We start from the raw sequence: 22,679 nt of genomic DNA, 5'->3' as shown, positions 1-22,679 counted from the left end.
TCCGGGGACACGCTCAACATTCGACGTGACTGATCCTTCGGATCAGCGTGTCATCACGCCGCGGCCTTCCACTCCCAGTACTGGTTGAAGATGGTCGGCGAGATCGCGCTGGGCTTGACGCCATCGAGCGTCGGCGTCCACGCGTGGATCGCGGGGAACTGGAAGATGACAGTTCCGAACGCGTCCTTCCAGAGTTCCTGCTCCACCTTGATCTGCAGTTCGAGCTGCTTGGCCGGGTCCGTTTCGACCTGCAACTCGTCGAGCAGTCCGTCTACGACCTTGGAGGAATAGAGGCCGAAGTTGTTGATACCGCCTGTGCGGTAGTTGGGATCGGCCTCGGTAACCGCCGTGCTCTGCGTCTGCCAACCGAAGAGCGAAGCGTCGTATTCGCTCTGCTTCTGGGCGAGCAGGGTGCCCCAGTCAGCTGCCGGCGCGGAGGCATCGACAACGTCGAAGCCTGCCTGCTTGGCGGCATCCTGGATGAGCGCGAACTGGCTCACGCGGCGAGCGTTGTCCGCGTTGAACGCGAAGCGAACCTTCACCGGAGTGTCAACGCCGGCCTCCTTCAGCAGTTCAGTCGCCTTGGCGATGTCACCTGCATCGGGGTAGGCGCTCGATCCGTTCTGCGCCACCATCTCGTCGTAGCCCTCGGAACCGGGCACGAGGATGAAGGAATTCCGCACGGCGGCGTCGGGGTTGGAGGACTTGATCAGGTTGTCCACAATGGCCTGCCGCGGAATCGTCTGCAGGAATGCCTGGCGCACCTTGAGCGCCTTCTCCTCGTCGCCGCCGTAGGTGGCCGCCGAGAAGGGGCTGCCCTTCTGGAACACCAGATCAACATGCTCGTACGTGCCCTCCACGCCGAAGCTCGTGACCACCTGGTCACCCAGGTTCTCCAGAGCCGTACGGACGTCCGCCGAAGCCTGCGGGCCGATCAGATCCACCTCACCGTTCTGAAGTGCGGTGACCTGGGCCATCGGGTCCTCAATGAAGCGGACGGTGACGTTGGGAATCGACGCCGGGCGCGCCCCCTTGTAGTCGGGGTTCGCGGCGAGGGTCAGGTACTGGTCCTTTACGTAGTCCTTCAACACGTAGGCGCCGTTGGAGAGATACAGTTCCGGCTCCGATGGCAGGGTCGTGAAGTTGAAGTCGTCGTTCCAGACCTTGGAGACCTTGGCGAGCGCGGCGTTGTCCTTGTCCTTGAACGCCTTGATCAGCGCCTCGGTGGCAGCCGTGGGGTCATCGATGCCCAAGGCACGCTTGGCAACGATGTGCGCCGGCAGGGAACGCCCGTCGAACGAGTACTGCCAGTCAGCGTACTTCTTGGAGTACGTGAACGTGATCGACTTACCGTCCGCGCTCACCTCGGGGAAGTCCTCGATCAGCTGCGACGAGGTGATGGCCGAGTTGAAGGCGACCTGGTCGTCGGCCACGTCGATATTGCCCTCCTCGTCCACCTCGTCTTCGATGTCGACCGTGTTGAAGTGGGTCGATGTCGCGGCCCACTCGAGCAGCAGGTCGGCCGCTCCGACCGGTACGCCATCGGACCAGTTGGTGTCCGCGGCGTAGGTGTACTTGACCTGCAAGGGATCATCGGAGATCTTCTCGATGGTCCCGAACGACTCGTCGTCCTGGGTCGCCAGATCCTCGTCATACCAGTAGAACGCGCCATCGAGCAGCGATGCGATGACCGTGTTCTGCGTCGCGTTTCCGTTGTTGGAGGTCAGATTGAGCGAGTTGAGCGGGGCCTCCCAGGCGATCGAGATCGAGTCGCGCGCGGGGGTCGTGGCACTTCCGGTATCGCTCGGCGAAGTCGAGCCGCCCTTCGTACCGCCGCTGCAGCCAGCAAGCGTCAGCGCGCCAGCGGCCGTCAGGGCCACGGCGCTAATTACCTTCTTGTGATTCACTCGTATTCCTTTCCTCAGGATTCTGGAGTCACGCGGCAGCCAGGCGCTAGGGCGAATTCACTTCGCGAATGCCAATAAGCCGCCAGTGATTACCAATGAACGTACTCACATGTGCTGCACGTTGCAACGCACAGCGCACCTTCATTGATTTTTGTTACCTAGTCGAAACGCTTGAAGCTGCCCCCTTTTGCCTGGATTGCGACTAATTTAACGATGCACCATCGCGCCGTACTCCGCACTATTTGTGACGATATTCGGTACGCGCGCGGCCGGTAGCTCTCAGGCAATAATGTGAGGCTTGCCACGTTTTTACCATTCGCGCGTCTCGATGCTCATCGGAGTCGTTGGGTAACGCTTTGAGCAAATTTGAATCACAGCCGTCACAAGGGCTCGAGGGGTGATTTATTGCGCGGTCAACTAGGGTTGCTGTGAGCGGTGGCGATGCGTCCACCAGCATCGTCGTTCCCCTAAGGAGGCCTCGGTTGCGAGCCCTCGCCAGAGCGCTCAGTCGTACGCCGGAAGGTGGCGGACGCCTAGTTGCGCTAGTTGTAGCCATTGCGATCGGCATGCAGGGCGCGCCGGCCAGTGCCGGCCCACCTCACGCTTCCGGGGCACAGGACTTGCCCGTGGGCACCACTTCCCTCCGGTTGCCAGCCGCGCTCGATGCCCCCGTTGCGCCTGACTACCCAGCTGCGCTCGAATACCCGAGCGTCGGTGGTTCATCCCACGAGATCTCGCGGACGCTGACGCCGATCGACGAAAGGGCGCAGGATTCGCCGGCAGCGATGAACTGGTCGAATCTGCCGAGGGCGGAACTTCCCACACGCAACCCCGCAGGGCTAGGCGAGCAGCATACGACCGGCGATGGCGACGTCGAAGCGGTCCTGGCAGCCTCGACATACCAGCGGGCAGAGAGGATCTTTGGCAAGCTCAAGCCCGCGAAGGCCAAGAAGAAGTTGAAAGCGCTCGTCGTGCGCGTCCGATGGAAGGGCAACGGTAAGGACCGCTCGACCGCCAAGCAATTCCGCAACCTGGCCAAGCGCGCCGACAAAGCAACGCGATCGGCGAGCCGGGGAAAGTACGGCGTGGCAATGACTGTCACGCCATGGACCACCATCCCGAAGACCTCATGCGCCAGCTACTCGACGCTCGCGAATCGAGCAATGGCAGCGGCAGGGAAGCTAGGCTCCAAGTACTCCCCCCGGAAGTACGATCGCGTGGTCGTCTACTTCAAGCAGACCGAGGATTGCTTCTGGGCGGGCCTGGCTCAGACCCCCGGCACCATCATGTGGCTCAACGGATCGCGATACACATCGGTATTCGTACATGAGCTAGCGCACACCTTCGGTGCCGGCCACGCGAATTACGTGTCCTGCTCCAAGTCCCGCACCCTGACGGCCAGGTACAAGGGCTGTCAATCACTTGAATACGGGGATGTGGGCGACCTCATGGGTGCCGGGCCGACTGCTGGGGCGACGCAGGGTGCCATCAGTCGACGAATCGGTTGGCTCGCGGGTTCTCGAGCCAAGGTAGCCGGGCGTGCGAAGCAGGCCTTCGCCATCACCCCGCGCGCATCGTCCAGAAGCGGTATCAAGACCGTCAAGGTGGCGGGCAAGAAGTCGATCTACTGGATCGAGTACAGAACCCGTACCGGCATGGACAAGGTACTGACCAAGGACCTGACCGGCGTCACCGTCAATGTCGCCTCGGGGGTCGCGAAGAAGAGCCCCTTCGTGCTGGACATGCAGCCCCAAAATGGCTACGAGGCGGTCGCGCTGCCTGTCGGCGCCTCCTGGACATCACCGGACGGAGTGCGGATCACCGTCCGGAAGCTCACGGCCAAGAAGGCCACGGTCATGGTCCAGCGAAACGTCAAGGCAGCGAAGAAACCGAGCGCGCCAGCGGCGCCCGCGATCGTTGCCGGTGACCTATCTGCCCGAATCACCGCGGCCAAGGGCCGCGACAATGGCGCGCCCGTTCAGCGCTGGCAAGCTCGCGCCGTTCCCCTTGACGGCGGAGCCACGGTCTCGGGGAAGTTGAGCACGGGGATAGCTAAGTCGTTCTCCGGTGTCCTGGGGGGCCTGCGAAACGGCGTGGCCTACAACATTTCCGTGCGCACCTTCAACGAACGAGGCTGGTCGCCGTTTTCCCGGGCCACCGTCGTGACGCCGCTGCCCAACGCGCCGGTCGTGGAGGTGAGATCCCCGGCGGCTGGCCAGCCGGTCGCCGGATCCATTCCCATCGACATCACGGCTCGCTCACGCGGCATCGGCGCAGCTAATGTCGTTTCGCTTTACGCTTACCTCGACTATCCCTGGTCGACGAGTTCGGCCTACCTGTCGCAGCACGGCAATGCCGGCGCGCTGTCGATCAGCCGGACGATGCCGCTCAACAATCTTCCCGATGGCAGTTACACCATGAGGTTCGTGGCCACCGACGCGCGCGGCCGCACAACTGTGGCCGTCCGCACCATCACCGTCACGAACCAGTCGCCCACGGTGACGATTTCTAGCGCGGCAATCTCCGGCAACACCCTCACCGTGAAGTTCGTTCCGCAGCAGCAGGTGAACGAACTCGGCGTCGCCGTCATTTATCTGCAGCGCAAGGCCGGTGGCCCACTGATTCGCTCGGCGGCGCTCGCGACAACGCCCGGCGCGCCGACAACGTGGAGTTACGACATGTCGGGACTTCCCGCGGGCGACTACTTGGTCGATGTCCTCGTTACCGACGCGCACTACTGGATACCTGCGGACGGCGCGTACCCGTATCCGCACACCTGGGGCGTCGCTCGCGCGCAGGCGAGCGTGACGCGCTAGCGCGTTCTCACATTGTGGACGGTAAACCAGGAGCTGCTACGGAAGATTTTTGGCCGATTTAGGGGAATTTGTCCGGCACGCATCTCGATTTGTGAGATCTTCCCCCGATGAGGTCGAAGGACGAGGCGCCCACGACCTATGGTGATCGTGCAACAGCGGCACATTTCACTTCCAGGAGGGGACCCCAATGACCGCACCTATCGACAACGACCCCCGCATCCAGGAGTACGCACATCCCGAGCGCCTGGTCACCACGCAGTGGCTCGCCGAGCACCTCGGTACTCCCGGCATCGTGGTCGTCGAATCAGACGAGGACGTCCTGCTCTACGAGACCGGTCATATCCCGGGTGCCGTCAAGATCGACTGGCACACCGACCTGAACGACCCCGACATCCGCGAGTACATCCCCGGTGACAAGTTCGCCGACCTGCTGAGTTCCAAGGGCATCTCCAAGGACACGACGGTCATCATCTACGGCGACAAGAACAACTGGTGGGCCGCCTACGCGGCGTGGGTCTTCACCATCTACGGTCACGAGGACGTCCGCCTACTTGATGGCGGCCGCGGTAAGTGGGTTGCGGAGGGTCGCGAGCTGACGACCGACGTACCCGCACCAGTGCCGGGAAACTACCCGACCGCCTCGCGCGACGACGTCACCTTCCGGATCTTCAAGGAGGGCGTGCTCAACCACATCGGACAGGGCCCGCTCGTCGACATCCGCTCGTTGCCGGAGTACACGGGCGAGCGCCTGCACATCCCGGACTACCCGGAGGAGGGCGTCCTGCGCGGCGGTCACATCCCGACTGCGCGCAACGTGCCATGGGCCACCGCGGTTGCCGAGGACGGGACCTACAAGACTCGTGCCGAGCTCGAGGCTATCTACCAGGCCGGCGGCCTGGGCCTTACGAGCGACGACGCCATCGTCACGTACTGCCGCATCGGGGAGCGCTCCAGCCACACCTGGTTCGCCCTGCACTTCCTGCTGGGACTTCAGAACGTCAAGAACTACGACGGCTCCTGGACCGAGTGGGGCAATGCTGTTCGCGTGCCGATCGTCAAGGGCGAGGCAGCCGGGGCTCTCGTCTAGGGACACGTTGAGGGGGTCGGAGGTCCGCTCCGACCCCCTCAACCCAGCGGCGATTCGCGGTCAAGCACCACACATTCGCCCCACCTTCTCAGCACTCGGACTCGGCTCTATGCCAGATGTCCGTTATGCGAGGCTGTGTCAATAAAGAATTAACCCTATCGACTATCGGAGGTTTAAATGCCGTCGTGGGATGTCATCGCGCTCGTGGTCACAGCCGGTATCGGTTGCGGCCTCTTCGTGCTTACCCGGCGGAAGGTGAACTTCTCAGTCGTCACGCTGCTAGCGCTCTTCCTGGGCGTTGGCCTCGGGATCGTGTTCCGCGGACACGTGGACTACGTTCAGCCGATCGGCCGGATCTACGTCAACCTGCTACTTGCGATCGTGGCGCCGCTCGTCATTGTCTCGATCCTGTCATCGATCACATCGCTCGGCTCCACCTCGGAGCTCAAGGCGATTGGCGGGCGCTCGGTGTTCTGGCTCCTCGCACTCAACTTCGTGTCCATCCTGCTCACTCTCGGCATCTCGCTTCAAGTAGGGCTCGGCAAGGGCGCGGGGCTGGACACGGCCGGGGTCGACACGCGTTCGCTCGAGGAACTGAAGCAACCGTTCACCGAGGTGTTCGTCAACTTCTTCCCCACGAACATCGTCAAGGACATCTCCGAGAACAACATCATCCCGATCATCCTGTTCTCGATCCTGATCGCCATCGCGTACTCGCTCATCGCGGACCGCAATCCCACTTCCGTCGCTCCGTTCAAGCGGCTCATCGACGCGTCGCGAGAGATCATCTACAAGGCAGTCGGGTTCATCATCGCCCTCACGCCATACGCAGTGCTGGCGCTGACCACCTCGTTCACATCGACTGTCACGGGGAACAGCGCCCAGATTCTCTCGCTGCTCAAACTCCTCGTAATCGCATTCGTCGTCTGCTTCATTTCGGCATATCTCATCAACGCGATCTTCCTGCGCGTGAGCGCGAATGTCAGCCCGATCGCCTTCTTCAAGAAGATCCTGCCGGCCCAGCTCACCGCCTTCACCACGCAGTCCAGCGCAGGAACCCTGCCCTTGACCACGTCGCTGCTTCGTGAGCGGGTCGGCGTGCCGCCTCAGATCGCAGGCTTCACCGCACCGCTCGGCACCACCATCGGAATGCCCGGTTGCGCTGGAATCTGGCCGATCCTGCTTGCAGTCTTCGCGATCAACGGATTGAACATCTCCTACGGGCTGAGCGACTATGCCGTGCTGGTGCTCCTTGGGCTGCTCGTGTCCATCGGGACCGCGGGGGTGCCGGGTACCGCCACGATCACCGCTACGACCGTTCTGACAGCGGCCGGACTGCCGCTGGAGGTCGTGATCCTCACGCTTCCGATCAGCGCCGTCGCCGACATGGCGCGCACCATGAACAACGTGACGGCTGCCGCCGTCGCCGCCACCATCGTCGCCCGCAAGCAGGGCGAACTCGATGACGAGATCTTCGCCGGCATCAAGCAGGCCGCACCCCTCGTCGCGGACACGAAGCGCGACGAGGAACTCGTCCTCGAAGAACTCGAATTCGACACCCCCGACTACGGCGGTGTGCCTATCGGCGCCTGCGCGATGCCCGAGCGCACGCCGACCACCGTCCGCTGATATCGCCCGTCTTCACCGAATCAAGCCCAAGAAGGAATTGCAGCAGTGACTATTCACGCAACGCCTCGCCGCCCCCTGGCTCGCCTCATCGTGGCCGGGATCGCCGGCCTCCTCACAGCCGGTCTGCAACTCACCGGCGCCGCAGGGGCACAGGCTGCGTCGGCAGAGTGGGTCGATGGCGGAGACGACATCAACTGCCTCAACGATGACAGCGGCTCGGCACTCACAAACCTCGCCGACGACAAGTGGTGCCAGCCGATTCCGGGTTGCTACCTAGATACTGACGGCCTGTGGGTCCTGCCCTCGCGCTCGACCGGCATCTGGCAGGGCGATCCCAGCATCGTCAAGTACGCCGACGAGCTGAAGAACGACGAGACGCCCGCACCGACCAAGCCGTCGGCACCCAAGCCGACCACGGGGTCGAAGGGCACCTCGAAGCCGACCACGACCAAGAAGCCGACCACGACGAAGAAGCCGACGACCACCAAGAAGCCGACCACGACGAAGAAGCCGACGACCACCTCATCCTCGAAGAACACCAGCTCCAAGGCGGCCGCACAAGCCGAGGAAGTCACCGGATCGGCCGACGAGGTTGCCGTCTCCGGCGCACCCACCGCTCCGGCGGCGCCCGTGCTCACGGTGGACGGGAACGACCTGACGGTCACGTGGCAAGCAGCTACCGACGCCGAACTCGAGAGCGTCTCGGGCTACGTCCTGCGCGTGAGCGGCCAGGACCCGGTGGAGACGGATGCGACCACCACGACGTACACCTTCTCAGACCTGTCCGATGGCGAGTATCGCGCCGCGGTGCGGGCCGTCAACGCGGCCGGCGAATCGCTGTCATCAGCGCCGTCGGATGTTGTGCAGATCGGTGAGATCGCGATCCTCGCGGGAGACCTGAGCTGGGACGGGGACATCACCCCGGGTGCCGTAGTCGCGCTCGAGGGCACCGGGTACGAGCCGAACATCGACATCGACATCGAGCTCCACTCAACCCCGACCTGGCTGGCCACTGTCACGACAAACGCCGATGGAAACTTCCAGACGCTGGTGCAGATTCCGGACGACATTCCGGCGGGCGATCACACCTTCGTCGCGGCGTTCGACGGGGAAGCGCTGACGGAAACGCCCGTCACGGTAGCCGCCGCCGAGGATGAGGCGGTGACGGCCGTTGCAGCCGAGGCCGACGAGGCGGCCCTTGCCACGCCGATCGAAACCATTCCCCCGACAACCGGACTGATCATCCTGGCGGCCCTCGCGATCGCCGGCGTCTTGTCGCTGCTCCTGCATGCGGCTCGCCAGCCGGGTCGCAAGCGGCGTGCGGCAAAGCGTGCCAGCACTACGGATGGTCCGACGGAGCCGCCCGTACCCGCCTCAGCGTTCAACGACGAGGCCCCCATCCGAGCCGCGCACGCAGCTCAGCCCGCAAGCCCGGCCTGGTCACCCGAACAGGTCTCATTCAATCGGCCGGTGATCCCGGCGTTCGTCGCCAGCGATGCGCGCCAGCCTGCCGTCACCAAATAGAAAGGGCTGGATCAATCGAATTTCGCCCGACCTGATCCAGCCCACCAACCCCGAGTAGTACCCGAAATCAGCCTGTCAATCATGACAGCAGAAAGTGAGAAACCACAATGTCACCGACGACCAGCCCCCGCCGCGGGTTCGCCGCCGGGGTGATCGCAGCCCTCGCAGCCACCACGCTGCTCGGCGCCGTCGCACCTGCTGCACATGCGGATCTTCCCGCACCCGCCCACGGTGTCGACTACGACTACATCGCGGACGTATTCCCCGGCCTCGAAGCCGGCCAGCATGTCTTCGAATCCGTCACCATTGAGCGCCTCAAGTACATCCTTCGCTTCAAGTCCGGGAACTACCCCGTCGTGATCGCGGACCCCACCGACCCATCCTCACGAGCATCACTGCCCGTCATCAACACAGCTGCGAAGACAGCCGGAATCAAGCAGATCCTGCTGTTCAACCCGCGTATCGACGGCGGCAAACTCAACATCTTCAACCACACCGAACTTGCATCCGTCCTGGGCGGGGCCGGGCTGGACTACTGGAAGAACGAAGGGCCGACAAACAACTCCACCGGCGGCCCTCTGCGGACGATCCTGAACGAGGACACCACACCTCAGTTCAATCTGGACCCGATCACCGGTATCACGTCCGCTCCCTACCTGTTCATCACGAACAAGGACCGCAAAATCGGTGAAGCCAACGACCGCGTTGTGGCATCGCTCACCACCAAGAAAACCGCGGCCGACCTGGACACCGAGGCAAAGAAATCCGCCTATGCAAGCGAGCTGTCCACGTTCTTCGGAACCGTCACCGACTACGCGGAGAACTCCGACTTCGACTTCTACGAGGATGAGGTCAACCGTCGGCATCTGGCTACCTACCCGAACGAGCAACAGTATGGTGGGAACATCCTCGACGACGCTGACAACGCCGCCGGATGGCGCGTAGCGTCCGTCACCTACCCTGAGGCCATCAAGTTGCTGCAACAGTCAGGTGACGTGCCGTTCCTCTTTGGTGGAACGTGGTGCCACAACACTCGCGCGTTCATCAAAGACGTGAACCGGATCGCGCAGGAGGACGGTATCAAGACCGTCTACAACCTGGACTTCTCGCTGTTCTCGACCAGCAACGGTGGCACCAACTACGATCACATCCGGTCCAACAAGAGCGCAGGTCTGCAAACCGTCGGTGAGGGCGCAGACAAGCGGATCACGGCACCGGCACACCTGTACGGCGAACTCATCAACAACTACCTGACCAATGCCGTGGCCGAGTACGCGCTCACCGGCGAGCAGGGAGCTTCCCCGAATGCCTACTACCCCGGCGGCGATGTCACCAAAGAATCTCTGGAATCCCGCCGCCTCCAGGTCGGCCACGTCCTGACGTACAACAAGGACCACAAGGACGGTTTGGGAAACCCCGCACCCGTCGTAGACCAGGGCATTCGTTACAACGACAACGGCGGCTACACCGAGCACATGACGGAATGGTGGTTCGTCAAGGGTCGCGATCTTCCGGTCGAAGACAAGACATACGGCGGGTCTTACTACGTCGCCGGTGGCAACGGACTCGCCAGCAACCGGGCATTCGCCAAGGAAGCTATCGCTGAAATCGAGACCATCCTCGGTGGGCTAGCCGGTACGACGTACCCGACCTCGGTCGCCGGCACAATCCAGGGTGGTGCTGCATCCATCACGCCCGGCGAGGTCACGAACGTCGACGTCACCGTCACCGCATCCGGCTACGCGCCCTTCATCTCGTACAACACCGTGAGCCAGAACGCGGCCCCAAACAACGGGACGGGCTCTCCCCGCGGCTACGTCGTGGCGATCAACAGCGCCGGTACCGAGGTCTCCCCTCGCGTTCGCCTCAAGCGCGATGGCTCGGCCGTGACCGTGACCGTCCCCGCCCAGGCGGCAGGTGCGGATCCGATCTCGATCAAGTACCTCGGCCGCGGCACGGTTCTGCCCGCCGCGACTCAGGCCATCCAGGTCGCCAAGTTCAGCTCGACCGCAACCACGGGCACCGTCCTATCTCTGACCTACGGAACCGCTGGCTCGATCGCGGTCGCCGTTGCCAAGGGAACCGACGCGGACGAGGAAGCCGAAGCACCCACAGGCGCGGTCGTACTGACGGGCATCGGCGGCCTCTCGCTTAGCGGAACGATCTCGGGCGGAGTCGCAAACATCGCGATTCCAGCGAATGCTCCCGCGGGCACGTTCACCGCCACCGCAACCTACGAGGGCGACGGTCAGTACTCAGCGTCCTCCGCCACCCCGGTAACGATCACCATCGACAAGGCACCGGCAGTGATTCAGGCGGAGCAGGTCTCGTCCTGGTCCTACGGTAGCGCCGGTGCGGTCAAGGTCACGGTCAGCCCGGACGCGACGGGAGCCGTCGCCATCACCGGCCTTTCCTCCGGCCCACTCACGGGTCAGTTGAACGAGGGCGTCGCCACGATCACCGTGCCGGCAACGATCGCGGCGGGGACCCACAACGTCGTCGCCACTTATGCTGGCGACAGCAACGTGACTCCCGGCACGCCCGCGCAGGCCACGATCACGATCGCGAAGAGCGCGCCGACCGCCACACTGAGCGTCACGAAGGGCACCTACGGCAAGTCGGCATCCGCCGCGATCGAGGTCAAGGCGGCGAACGGGCAGGGTGCGACCGGCCAGGTCACGCTCACGGGTACCGGGTCGACGGTCACTGCCACGCTCGTCGCGGGCAAGGCCGCCGTCCAGCTGCCGAAGGCGCTCGCCGCTGGGTCGTACACGGTCAAGCTCGCCTACAACGGCGACGCCAACCTGACCGGCGGTGCCGCCTCCGCGCAACTGACCGTCGACAAGGCCGCTGCGGCCCAGCCGAAGGTCAAGGTCAGCAAGGCGCCGACCAAGAAGAAAGCCGGCAAGGCGACCGTCACGATCGCTTCGGCCAGCGGCCTGGCGAAAGCGACCGGAAAGGTCACGCTGACCCTGAAGAAGGCGAAGTCGACCAAGAAGATCACGGTCAGCGTCAAGAAGGGCAAGGCCACTGTCAAGCTGCCGAAGGCGGCCGCTGGCAAGTGGACCATCACGGCCTCCTACAAGGGCGACAAGCTCTACAAGGCGGCCAATTCCAAGAAGATCACCGTCCGAGTCCGGTGAGTAAGCGTGAGGGCCGGGTGGAGTCACTCCATCCGGCCCTCACGTATATCCGGTGGCGACTCGCGTAGTGATACATGTGCGCTCCGCCGGAACTAAGTGAAAAGATAGAGATATGACCACCGCTCCTGCCGACAAGGCGCTGCCTGAGGTTCTTGCCAGTATCCGCGAGGACTTCCTCGCGTTGCCGGAACGCGAACGCCTGCAACTGCTGCTCGAGTTCTCGCGCGAGCTGCCGTCGCTGCCGGCCAAGTACCAGAGCGCACCGGGTCTGCTGGAACGAGTCGAGGAGTGTCAGTCCCCCGTCCGGGCCTTCGCAGAACTGGACGATGAGGCCAAGGTCCATCTCTACGCGACCGCTCCGGAGGAGGCCCCGACGACACGAGGCTTCGCCTCCATCCTCGTCCAGGGAATCAGCGGCCTCACCGCCGACGAGGTGCTCAACATTCCCGACGACTATCCGGCGTGGATCGGCCTCGACAACGCGGTCTCCCCGCTACGTCTGCGGGGGATGGCCGGGATTCTGAGCCGAACCAAGCGCCAAGTGCGCGAACAACTAGCCGCTCGTTCGAGCTGACAGTCGCCTACCCCGAGGAGGCACACCGTGGGCATCCGTACCGAACAATTCGCCTCCGAGCTCATCGCCGCCACCGACGCGATCGAAGCAGAGTTGCGCGCGGGCAACGACTTGGAACGCGTGCATGGCCTCGGTGCCGTAACGAGGGCCGCGATAGCGGCCGGCGATCCGGTGGCCACGCACTACGGAATCGACCTGTGGCGCCTGTCGTCACATCGTGAATCCGTGGCGCACCAGCATCACGACGCCCCGGACCCCATGGGCATCCTCGATGGGAATGTCGTCGCCCGCGCCGAGCGCATACTGCAGGAAATACGCCGGCCCAGCAGAGCAATCCGCTTCGCCTCGAGTGCAATCGCCCGCGCGGCCAGTGGTGACGCCCTCGGGCCGTGGCTGGCGGTGATGCGTGAACGCGAGATCTCCCAGATCCCCGTATACGACAATGGCACGTTCGCGGGGCTGCTGACCACCAATGGCATCGCGAGATGGCTCGCGCTGCACGTCGACGACAACGGCGACGCGCTGATCGAGGAGGCCCGCGTGCGCGACGTCCTCTCGCACGTGGAGTCGTACGAAGTGGCGGTGTTCCTGCCAGTCACGGTGTCGGTCGCGGAGGCCATAGCCACGCTCAGCCCCGCCGCCGGCCCGAAGGTCGTCATCCTCACGGCGTCGGGTCGCGATACCGACCCGCCCCAGGGCCTGCTGGTGCGCTCCGACCTTGGCGAGTTGCAGGAAGCGCTCGCGCTGTAGTTCGTCGCGGCGCGCTGATTCGTGGCGGGCGACGATGGACGAGGCCCGCGGACCGGGTGCGTGACGTGCGAGGGAGTGCGCGCGCTGCCGCGTCCAGCGGACTACGCCCAGGCGGGCGCGTACGCCCCCGTCATGGAACCGGTTTGAGCCGCGCGGACTATCGTCCAAAACTTGAGACGGTCGGCAAATTGCTGTCCGAAGTATGAGAACTCACCAGCTGAAACTAGTCCAAACCGCTGCCCTACGGGCACAATGGAGTCACGGTCACGAGTACCAGTGGAAAGCCCCGGCTCACTGGTCGGCAACCCTCCTGCAAGCGGTGGGGTGCTCCGGGTGACGACCAGGCCACGCGCGAAGTGCGTGCGGCAAGCGCTACGCGCCCCGCAGGGGCGAGGAGGATCGACATGACTGCGACAACTTCCACCCCCGAATGTACCGAGCGAGGCGACGGCCTCCACACCGCTCGCCTCGCTGATCGGGCGCCGCTGGCGCCGCTCATCGGCGCAGCCACGCAAGTGCCGCTCGCGGACGGCAGCCACACCAGATATGTGAACCTCGACATCGCCGCGAGCGCTCCGGCGCTGGAGTCCGTTGCGGGCCGCGTGGCCGAAGTGCTCCCGTGGTACTCATCGGTACACCGCGGCGCCGGCTACCTGTCCAGGGTCTCTACGTCGCTCTACGAGGATTCGCGGCAGCGCATCGGAGCCTTCTTCGGCGCCACTCGAGCCGATGAGACGATCATCGTCCGCAACACGACGGACGCGACAAACCTGCTGGCCGCCTCTGTTCCGGGCAATGTGCTCGTCCTGGACGTCGAGCATCATGCGAACCTTCTCCCCTGGCGGCGCACGAACCATACCGTGCGCACGATCCCCGCTCCGACGACGATCGCGGAAACGCTCGAAACGCTGCGCACAGAGCTGGCGCGCTCGCCCTACGCACTACTTGCGATTACGGGCGCGTCCAACGTCACTGGCGAGGCCCTTCCGCTGGCGCAGGTAGCGGACATCGCTCACGAGGGCGGTGCGCGCCTGTTCGTGGATGCCGCCCAGTTGGCGCCCCATCGACGTTTCTCGATCTCCGAACTCGGGATCGACTACATCGCGATCTCCGGTCACAAGCTGTACGCCCCCTACGGGGCTGGGGCCCTGATAGGCAAGTCGGATTGGCTGGACGCCGCTCCAGCCTTCCTCGCCGGTGGGGGCGCCGTCGGGCACGTCGGAATCGATGACGTCGTCTGGCAGACCGGCCCGGCGCGTCACGAGGGGGGATCCCCCAACGTGATCGGGGCGGTCGCACTGGCCGCCGCATGCGACGCACTCGACGGCATCGGCGCAGCCGCCCTCGACCAGCACGATCGCGAGCTTCGCGGGCGCCTGCTGCGCGGACTCGCGCAGATTCCTGGGGTGCGCACGGCGCGTATCTGGGCAGATTCGGACGAGGCAATAGGCGTGGCCACGTTCACGGTGGACGGCGTAGAGCCTGGTCTGCTCGCCATGCAACTGTCGGCGGAGTTCGGGATCGGTGTCCGCGACGGCAAGTTCTGCGCGCACCCGCTGCTGCGGCGGCTCGGATTCTCCGGTGGCGCCGTACGCGCGAGCATCGGCGTCGGCTCGTCATCCGCAGACGTCGACACCCTGCTCACTGCGCTCCGGCAGCTCGTGGCGAATGGCCCGGGCTTCGAATACGAGACGCTCGACGGCGGCTGGGTCCTGGCGAACGATCCGCGTCCGCTCCCGCTTGGACTGGGAGCGCTAGTGCCGACCGCCGCCTCCCAGTGCGGGATCCTGGCCCCGTAACAGCCCCGCCAAGACGTCCCATCGGCGGGAGAATGACGTCCCTTCGGCAGTAGAACACCGGTTGTGGCTGCCCAGCACCCGATGTAGGGGGTGCTGAGCAACCACAACCGGTGTCGTCGCCCGGCCTAGCTGCAGGATTCCTGGATCAGATTCCCGCGGCGTGCCTGAGGGGGCCGATCAGGAAGTAGGCGACGAACATGAGCGTCGCGACCCACATGAGCGGGTGGATCTTCCTGATCTTGCCGGTGACGATCTGGATGATCGCCCACGAGATGATGCCCGCGCCGATACCCGCCGTGATCGAGTAGGTGAACGGCATGAGCACCAGCGTCAGAAACGCGGGAACCGCAACCTCGTAGCTCTTCCAGTTGATGTCCGTCACCTGGGTCATCATCAGGAAGCCGACAACCACCAGCGCGGGGGCGGCGGCCTCGGACGGCACGATGTTGACGAGCGGGGCGAGGAAGGTCGCGAGCAGGAAGGCGATTCCGGTCACGACCGATGCGAGGCCCGTGCGCGCCCCGTCACCGACGCCGGCACTCGACTCGATGTACGACGTGTTGGAGGACACCGACGCCGCACCGCCAGCGGCGGCCGCGATCGAGTCGACGATCAGGATCTGCTTGGTCTTGGGCGGGTTGCCCTCCTCGTCCAGCAGATTGGCCTCGGCGCCAACGGCCACCATTGTGCCCATCGTGTCGAAGAAGTCGGCGAGCATGATCGAGAACACGAGCAGGATGACCGCGACGATTCCGATCTTGCCGATCGAGCCGAACAAGGAGAACTGGCCCACGAGCGAGAAGTCGGGGGTCGCGACGACAGCGTCAGGTGCCTCGGGAACGTTCAGCTTCCATCCAGCGGCGTTGTCGGGCGTGATTCCACCGACCTTGGTGATCGCCTGCACGATGATCGCCAGGACGGTTGACACGACGATCGAGATCAGGATGGCGCCCTTGACCTTGCGGATCATGAGAACGAACGTGAGGAGCAACCCGATCACGAATACGAGTAGCGGCCACGAACCGAGCGAGCCGCCGATCCCGAGTTCGAGCGGCGTGGCCAGGCTGCCGGGAATCCGCACGAAGCCAGCGTCGAAGAGACCGATCAGCGCGATGAACAAGCCTATGCCGACGCTGATGGCCGTCTTGATGGTCCGGGGAACCGCGCGGAACACCGCCGTCCGGAACCCAGTGAGCACCAGCGCGAGGATGATGATTCCCTCAAGTACCACGATGCCCATGGCATCGGCCCAAGTCATGCCATCGATATTGGCAATGCCAAACGCAACGACCGCGTTTAGCCCGAGTCCGGCCGCGAGCGCGAGCGGGAAGTTCGCCACAACACCCATCAGGATCGAGAGCACGCCGGCGACCAGGGCGGTTGTAGCTGCGACCTTCGCAAGGTTGGGCTCTGCACCGCCGCCCAAGAAGGCACCGGTGCCGTCCTTGGCGGTACCGAGGATGATCGGGTTCAGCACGATGATGTAGCTCATCGCGAAGAAGGTCACCAGACCACCGCGAATCTCGGTGCCGATCGTCGAGCCGCGCTCGGTGATCTTGAAAAAGCGGTCGAGGAAGTTCTTGGATGTCGCCGAGGCGCTCTTGTTTGACGGTTTTCCCTTGGGTGGCCCGGCTTTGGCCGGGCTCGAAGACTTCGAAGCCATTGCCCCAGTATCACACCCTGAACAAGTCCTGGGAAAAGACCAATGGGCCGTCGTTGTTACATCTGTGTGAAAATTGCCGGGTGACAAAACGCATGAACGTCGAGTCGTTCAACCTGGATCACCGTTTCGTGACGCCGCCCTATATCAGGGTCGCGGACCGCAAGGAACTGCCCCACGGCGACGCGCTGACGAAGTTCGACGTGCGCTTCACGCAGCCGAACTCGGCGCACCTGGAGATGCCCGCCGTGCACTCACTTGAGCACCTGTTCGCCGAGCACTCGCGCAACCACAGCGATCGCGTGGTCGACTTCTCGCCGATGGGTTGCCAGACGGGCTTCTACCTGCTGCTTTCCGGACATTGGGAGGCGGCCGCGGCCGCAGACCTCGTGGCCGCAACCTTGCAGGACATCCTGCACGCCTCTGAGGTGCCCGCCGCGAACGAGATCCAGTGCGGATGGGGAGCCAATCATTCGCTGGCCGGCGCGCAGGCCGCCGCGGCCGAATTCCTCGCCGGCCGCGAGGGATGGCTGGACTTCACGACGGAGCCTGCGATTGAGGACGATTCCTCCGTCGCGAGGCGGAAGGCAGATCTGCGGGGCGACCGTACTGCGGATGCCATCGTCGTCGTCGCGATGGAAGAGGAAGAGGCACCGTTCATCGCAGCGGGCGAGATCGTCGGCGAACCGGTTCGCGTCGGCAACGCATCACTCACCTGGCTCGCGATCGAAGACAAGTCCGTCGTCGTCGTGCGATCCGGCATCAGCTTCGTCAACGCGGCCTCCGGACTGGTCGCTGCGATCGATGCTCTGACCGCAGCGGGGGCCAAACTCCCCTACGTGATCAGCGCGGGAACCGCCGGCGGCCTCGGTGCTGATGTGCGCGTCGGCGACGTGATCGTCGGCACCGCCTACATTCACTCGCAGGTCGATGCTCGTGCCTTCGGCTATGCCCTGGGGCAGGTGCCGCGTATGCCCGCTTCCTACGAGGGAGACCCGGGACTCGTCTCGACCGCACGCCAGGTCGCGCACGACGCGCCGCTGCGAACCGGGCTCATCCTGGCAGGTGACAGTTTCGCCTCGCCCGAATTGGCCGCGTCGCTACTGACGGAATGGCCCGAGGCGCTGTGCATCGACATGGAATCGTCCGCCCTCGCGCAGGTGGCGCACAACTACGGACTGGCATTCGCCTCCATTCGCGGCATCTCCGACCTGTGCGGCCCCGATGAGTTCCATACCCACGTGGACGATGCGGCGAATCGCTCGGCGGCCGTGGTGCTCGACCTCATCGCCCGTTCCTGAGCGATCCCCGGTTGCGTTACCCGTCACCATGTCCTGATCGGGGTTGCCGGTCATCGCCGATGGCACCGACTGCCTGTGACGGCGGCTTGGCCGGTCGTTCGCGCACGTCAACGACGGTGGCTCCCGTCAGCCGGAACGACAGCCCGCGACGATCGGTAGTGACCATCGCGCTCGCTAAGCAGACGAGCGCCCAGATAGCGGCGGCGGCGGAGAACTCGTCCGCATAGCGCCCGCGCGGAACCAACGAGACCGCGCTGAGTAGCGCATAGACGCCCATCGCGCTCAGAGCGCGGGCCAGTGCCCGCGGCCGGCTGTAGCGTCCCTCCACAGGAGCGTGACATCGACCACCATCGCCCCGAGGCGCCGACGGCGGGTGATCGGCCGCGCCTTGCCACGCTCGGCGGCCAGCACCGACGCGCGCGGCATCCAGAAGAGGACCAGCGGATCGAATGCAGCGGGACCAGTTCAGCGGCAGGCGAGACGTTGACGGCGCACCAGTCGCCCCGCGGTAGCGGCAGAAGCGTGTAAGCGACGAGCGCCGTGCCGTAGATCGCCACGGCGGGCGCGCCGACGACCCGCGCCAGGCTCAGTTTCCCGTACCGGCGGATCTGCCACACCAGCAGCGGGATGAGCAGCGCCGCGAACGTCATCGACCCGGCCAGTAAGCCGACATACGCGGGCCACGTCCACGCTTCAACCATGCGCCTACCCTGCCACGGATGACCCGCCTGCCCCACCCGTGAATCACTGCGAGGATAATGGACAACGAGAGGAGCAGCGATGCCGACCATTGAGATCAAACGCGTTTACGAAGCGCCGACCGATACGGACGGATATCGCGTCCTGGTCGATCGCCTGTGGCCCCGGGGCCTGTCAAAGGAACGCGCGCACCTCGATCTATGGGCAAAAGACGCGGCGCCTAGCAGCCAACTGCGCAGGTGGTGGAATCATGACCCAGCGCGCATGGAAGAATTCGCCGCGCGATACAGGGCCGAATTGGACCACGGCGATCTGTCCGCGTTGCGCGACGCCATCGCGTCGCACGAAACGGCGACGCTGCTGTACGCCGCGCACGATCCGCACGTGAATCATGCCCTGATCCTGCGCGACTACCTGGTGCAGTCCTAACGCTCCGCGGCCCCGCCCTCCGGGCGCTGCCCGTCACCGAGGATGGTGAGGTCGAGTTGGCGCAGTAATTCCTTGGCTTCCGCAACGTCCCACTGCGTGCCCTGCAACTCGAATTCCAGCAGCATGGGGCGTCCGGATGCCTTCGCTATCTGCCGCGCGGCGGCTTGATAGTGCCCGCCAAAATTGCGATTTCCCGATCCCATAACACCGACCAGCAACCGCCGCGTCTGCGGGTCGGCGAGGAAGCGCTTGACTGGCGCGGGCACCGTATCGTTGTCCGCGTTTCCAGTCTTGTACGAGGGCGTGATGAGCACCCACGGTCCGCCGGGGACGCTCTCGCGCACCGCCCGGATCGCCAGGTCGAACGCGGGGCGGCCCAGCCGCTCGGCGAAGGACCGCACCATGCCCGACGTGGACGAGTAGAAGTACACGGGCACTTGACTCGCCCCGGTCGTATCGGTCATCCTTCCCAGCGTAGCGGGGCGCGAACTCGGGCGATTGGGACCAGGAGTAAACTCAGGCACGATCGACAGCGGATGAGGAAGGGCGGGCGATGCGCGCGGACGATCCTGGACGCGACTGGGCGAATCCCGCGGTGAACCTCCGCGCCATCGGGCTCGTGTTCGCCGGCGGGGCAGTGGGCACCTGCGCCCGCTACGGAATCACGCTACTCGTGCCCGGCATGACCTTCCCGGCCGCGATCCTCGCCGTCAACCTGGTCGGCGCGTTCACCCTCGGATGGCTCGGGGAGGCCCTCGTTCTGCGCGTCCGCACGGTCAGCGCGCGGTCGAGCCTGCGCCTGCTACTGGGCACGGGGGTGCTCGGCGGGTTCACCACCTACAGCGCGTTCGCGGGTGACACGGCGCGGTTTCTGCGCGACGGGAACCTCCGCCTCGGCTTCGCCTATGCGCTCATCAGCATCGTGGTGGGTGCTATCGCCGGGATGGCCGGGATTCGCGCTGGCGGACGCCTGCGTCGGCCCGATTCCACCCTGGAGCAGGGCTCATGAATCCCGCGCTCCAGTGCGTGGCGATCGCCGTAGCCGGCGGAACCGGCGCAGTTGCGCGGTATCTCCTCGATTCGGCATTCCCCGCGCGGATACGACAGCGCTACCCATGGGGTATCACCACCGTGAACCTGCTGGGGTCGTTCCTGATCGGCGTTCTCTTTGGTTCGCAGTCGATGCTCGGCCAGTGGCACGACGTAGCCACGATCGGCTTCCTGGGGGGCTTCACCACATTCAGCACCGCGATGATCGACACAGTGCGCCTCACCGAGGCCGGGCGCCACGGCGCGGCTTTCGGCAACGCATTCGGTCAGTGCATCGCCTGCGTGGCGGCTGCGCTGCTCGGGATGTGGGTCACTTCGTGTTGACGCCGCAGGGCGAGAGCGGCGGAGCACTCGTCCATCGCGGGACTACGACGGCTTGGCCGCGAGCGAGCGGCCGCCCCGCGTGAAAATGCGCACGAGGGCGACCATCGCAATCAATTCCACCAGGGTCTGGGTGACGACCGCCAGGGGCGCGAGGCCGAGCGCGGGCGGCAGGGCGAGCGCAAGCGGGAGGACGACGAGCGAATTCCGCGTTGTACCCGACATCGCAAGCGCGATCGCGGGCGCCCTCTCCTGGCGCGCGACACGCGCCGCCGCGAATCCGAGAACCGGCATGAGCGCCGCGAACGCCGCATAGATCGGAATGAGCGGGACGAGGTCGCCGATACGATCTGCGACGCTGCCGAACTGGGACGCGACTACGGTGAAGAGGGTGACCACCATGAGGGGAATCATCAGCGCCTCCATGCCGCCCATGATGCGCCGCGCCCAGGCTTTCGATGTGGCGAGCCATTGCGTTGCGATCGAGAGGCCGAGCGGAAGGACTATCAGCAGGACGAACGCCTCGGCGAACGGCTGCCAGTCAATCCCGGTCACGGCGCGCGAGCCCGCAAACGCGAGAAGGTATACCGGCAAGAGGAGCAGTTGCACGAGCATCAGGGACGGGGCGGCGGCCAGCAATCGCGCCCAGTCACCGCCCGCGAGCCGCGTGAAGACGATCACGTAGTCCACGCATGGCGCGAGCAGCACTAGCAATAGGCCGATGAGCAGGGCCTCGTCATGGGCGACGAACCTGCTCAGGGCGAACACCACCGCTGGCGCAATCGCGAAGTTGAGGACCAGCAGAGTGAGCAGGAAACGCCGGTCGGCGAAGGCCGCACGCAGCCGGTTGAACGGGACGCCCAGGAAGGTCGCGTAGAGCAACGCGATCAGGGATGGGTTGATCGCCAGTTCGAGCCCGTCTGCGGCCCGGGGGACGAGGAATCCGACGAGGCCGCCCACCGCGATGGCGGCAAGGTAGAGGGCGATCTGATGGCGCTCGAGGAAGGTCGTCATTCGCGCGAGGTCCTCCTGGGGCATTGCCACGAGGCGCCGATCCGGTTGGCGCAGCGGGTGGCGCTTACCGATCGCCGATGCTCACAGCATAGTGGCCAACGGTGCCAATGATGCGCTTGCGAGCGCTCGGGCGGGTGCGAAGTGGCTGTCACGCGGGTGGAGCGGGTTCCCCGGAATCCTTGGGCGATCGCAGGTGCTCGAATGGGAATACCTGCGCCGTCCAAACCGTGTATCGATTCTTGTAGACGTCGATCATTCCCACGTCTGCGAACTCGAGTTCCTCCTGCCGCGGATCGATCACCAGGTCACCCGTATCGAGTTCAATGCGCACCCCATGACCCGGAATCTCGGTAGCGACCTGGATCTGCCCGCACGAGAGCCTGCGAAGCGCATCCGCATAGCCCTCGTCGGTTTCTCGCCATTCGCGCTCACCAATTCGCACAACCGGCCATACGTAGAGGGTCAGGTGTGCATCCTCGAAACGTATTTCAAGGTGATCGTTCAAAACGAACATCACCGAGACCAACTCGCTACCCACAAGCCCAGGGATCTGTTGCTCGGTGATTGGTGCCCGTCCAAGGGAGGGTTTCGCGCATAATGGCGCATCGTCCTCATAGGTTCGCTGTCGTTCGAGCCCATTGTCGAAGAATCGATCGAGGTAGTCGTCCAGTTCCAGATCGCTTTCCCGGATGAGCGAATAGACTTCCGCGCCAGCTTGCAGTTCGTCGAACATGCGATATGCCTGAAGGAATCCCGTGGCGGTGGTGTTCTCGAGGACCTCGGCGTACTCGTTACTCTCGCGTTCGGCTTGCGCAATGGCGTCCTCGAAGTCCGTTGCCCTGAACACGACCACTCTCTCTTCGTAGAAACCGCCGTAGTCGATGATGCTCCGCACGCCGTACCAATCCATGGCGCTCATCGTATGGCGGTGGCCCATCCACCGACCAGCGATTTTCCTCGCACAGTGACGTCCGCC

General features: G+C 64.6%; 18 protein-coding genes and 1 riboswitch. Of the genes, 12 read left to right on the top strand and 6 right to left on the bottom strand.

What is annotated here, in order from left to right; translation table 11 throughout:
* Window positions 1–53: 53 nt before the first annotated feature.
* Window positions 54–1,907, bottom strand: a complete 1,854-nt coding sequence (locus tag FB461_RS02500; RefSeq protein ID WP_170222578.1) for an ABC transporter family substrate-binding protein — start codon at window positions 1,905–1,907, stop codon at window positions 54–56.
* Window positions 1,908–2,533: 626 nt separating this feature from the next.
* Here FB461_RS02500 and FB461_RS02495 point away from each other — a divergent pair.
* The 8 genes from FB461_RS02495 to FB461_RS02460 all read left to right on the top strand — a co-directional run bounded on the left by FB461_RS02495 (window position 2,534) and on the right by FB461_RS02460 (window position 15,229).
* A complete protein-coding gene (locus tag FB461_RS02495; RefSeq protein WP_170222576.1) occupies window positions 2,534–4,723 on the top strand; it encodes a hypothetical protein in 2,190 nt (729 codons plus the stop codon).
* Between the two features lie 187 nt (window positions 4,724–4,910).
* The gene (locus FB461_RS02490; RefSeq protein WP_142118652.1) at window positions 4,911–5,810 is read left to right on the top strand and encodes a sulfurtransferase; all 900 of its coding nucleotides are present in this window, start codon (window positions 4,911–4,913) and stop codon (window positions 5,808–5,810) included.
* Window positions 5,811–5,987: 177 nt separating this feature from the next.
* Complete coding sequence (locus tag FB461_RS02485; RefSeq protein WP_142118650.1) at window positions 5,988–7,439, top strand: dicarboxylate/amino acid:cation symporter; 1,452 nt, start codon at window positions 5,988–5,990, stop codon at window positions 7,437–7,439.
* A 45-nt stretch (window positions 7,440–7,484) separates the two neighbouring features.
* On the top strand, window positions 7,485–8,963 hold the full coding sequence (locus tag FB461_RS02480; RefSeq protein ID WP_142118648.1) for a fibronectin type III domain-containing protein: 1,479 nt from the start codon (window positions 7,485–7,487) through the stop codon (window positions 8,961–8,963).
* Between the two features lie 107 nt (window positions 8,964–9,070).
* Window positions 9,071–12,106 carry an Ig-like domain repeat protein gene (locus FB461_RS02475; RefSeq protein ID WP_142118644.1) on the top strand — a complete coding sequence of 1,012 codons (3,036 nt, stop codon included), beginning with the start codon at window positions 9,071–9,073 and terminating at the stop codon, window positions 12,104–12,106.
* A 112-nt stretch (window positions 12,107–12,218) separates the two neighbouring features.
* Complete coding sequence (locus tag FB461_RS02470) at window positions 12,219–12,680, top strand: SufE family protein (RefSeq protein ID WP_142118642.1); 462 nt, start codon at window positions 12,219–12,221, stop codon at window positions 12,678–12,680.
* A gap of 27 nt (window positions 12,681–12,707) precedes the next feature.
* Complete coding sequence (locus tag FB461_RS02465; protein ID WP_142118640.1) at window positions 12,708–13,430, top strand: CBS domain-containing protein; 723 nt, start codon at window positions 12,708–12,710, stop codon at window positions 13,428–13,430.
* Window positions 13,431–13,692: 262 nt separating this feature from the next.
* Window positions 13,693–13,808, top strand: a riboswitch (SAM riboswitch).
* A 26-nt stretch (window positions 13,809–13,834) separates the two neighbouring features.
* Window positions 13,835–15,229, top strand: coding sequence for an aminotransferase class V-fold PLP-dependent enzyme (locus FB461_RS02460; RefSeq protein WP_142118638.1), 1,395 nt, complete (start codon window positions 13,835–13,837; stop codon window positions 15,227–15,229).
* A gap of 145 nt (window positions 15,230–15,374) precedes the next feature.
* Here the strand turns inward: FB461_RS02460 and FB461_RS02455 are convergent, their stop codons facing one another.
* Window positions 15,375–16,892, bottom strand: coding sequence for an NCS2 family permease (locus FB461_RS02455; RefSeq protein WP_142118636.1), 1,518 nt, complete (start codon window positions 16,890–16,892; stop codon window positions 15,375–15,377).
* A gap of 80 nt (window positions 16,893–16,972) precedes the next feature.
* Between FB461_RS02455 and FB461_RS12230 the strand changes: the two genes are divergently transcribed.
* Window positions 16,973–18,190 carry an S-ribosylhomocysteine lyase gene (locus tag FB461_RS12230; RefSeq protein ID WP_246045969.1) on the top strand — a complete coding sequence of 406 codons (1,218 nt, stop codon included), beginning with the start codon at window positions 16,973–16,975 and terminating at the stop codon, window positions 18,188–18,190.
* Window positions 18,191–18,206: 16 nt separating this feature from the next.
* On the opposite strand, the gene FB461_RS02440 is transcribed toward FB461_RS12230, so the two are convergent.
* Complete coding sequence (locus tag FB461_RS02440) at window positions 18,207–18,518, bottom strand: hypothetical protein (RefSeq protein ID WP_142118634.1); 312 nt, start codon at window positions 18,516–18,518, stop codon at window positions 18,207–18,209.
* 452 nt (window positions 18,519–18,970) lie between these two features.
* Here FB461_RS02440 and FB461_RS02435 point away from each other — a divergent pair, with 452 nt between their 5' ends.
* Window positions 18,971–19,318 carry a DUF488 domain-containing protein gene (locus FB461_RS02435; RefSeq protein WP_142118632.1) on the top strand — a complete coding sequence of 116 codons (348 nt, stop codon included), beginning with the start codon at window positions 18,971–18,973 and terminating at the stop codon, window positions 19,316–19,318.
* Here FB461_RS02435 and nrdI read toward each other — a convergent pair.
* Window positions 19,315–19,782 carry a class Ib ribonucleoside-diphosphate reductase assembly flavoprotein NrdI gene (nrdI, locus tag FB461_RS02430; RefSeq protein ID WP_142118630.1) on the bottom strand — a complete coding sequence of 156 codons (468 nt, stop codon included), beginning with the start codon at window positions 19,780–19,782 and terminating at the stop codon, window positions 19,315–19,317. The genes FB461_RS02435 and nrdI overlap by 4 nt on opposite strands.
* An 89-nt stretch (window positions 19,783–19,871) precedes the next feature.
* Between nrdI and FB461_RS02425 the strand changes: the two genes are divergently transcribed.
* Both FB461_RS02425 and FB461_RS02420 read left to right on the top strand, forming a co-directional pair.
* The gene (locus FB461_RS02425) at window positions 19,872–20,327 is read left to right on the top strand and encodes a fluoride efflux transporter FluC (RefSeq protein ID WP_246045968.1); all 456 of its coding nucleotides are present in this window, start codon (window positions 19,872–19,874) and stop codon (window positions 20,325–20,327) included.
* Window positions 20,324–20,692: a fluoride efflux transporter FluC gene (locus FB461_RS02420; protein ID WP_142118628.1), complete on the top strand. Its 369-nt coding sequence runs from the start codon at window positions 20,324–20,326 to the stop codon at window positions 20,690–20,692. The genes FB461_RS02425 and FB461_RS02420 overlap by 4 nt, the downstream gene beginning before the upstream one ends.
* A gap of 42 nt (window positions 20,693–20,734) precedes the next feature.
* On the opposite strand, the gene FB461_RS02415 is transcribed toward FB461_RS02420, so the two are convergent.
* Together FB461_RS02415 and FB461_RS02410 are read right to left on the bottom strand one after the other, a co-directional pair.
* On the bottom strand, window positions 20,735–21,703 hold the full coding sequence (locus FB461_RS02415; RefSeq protein WP_246045967.1) for an arsenic resistance protein: 969 nt from the start codon (window positions 21,701–21,703) through the stop codon (window positions 20,735–20,737).
* A gap of 148 nt (window positions 21,704–21,851) precedes the next feature.
* The gene (locus FB461_RS02410) at window positions 21,852–22,622 is read right to left on the bottom strand and encodes a hypothetical protein (RefSeq protein WP_142118626.1); all 771 of its coding nucleotides are present in this window, start codon (window positions 22,620–22,622) and stop codon (window positions 21,852–21,854) included.
* Window positions 22,623–22,679: the final 57 nt, after the last annotated feature.

Source organism: Rarobacter faecitabidus (genome assembly GCF_006716265.1).
In the GTDB taxonomy this organism is placed as follows: domain Bacteria; phylum Actinomycetota; class Actinomycetes; order Actinomycetales; family Cellulomonadaceae; genus Rarobacter; species Rarobacter faecitabidus.
Note: the sequence above shows the minus strand (reverse complement) of the source record. Positions and strands in the feature narration are given on the sequence as shown.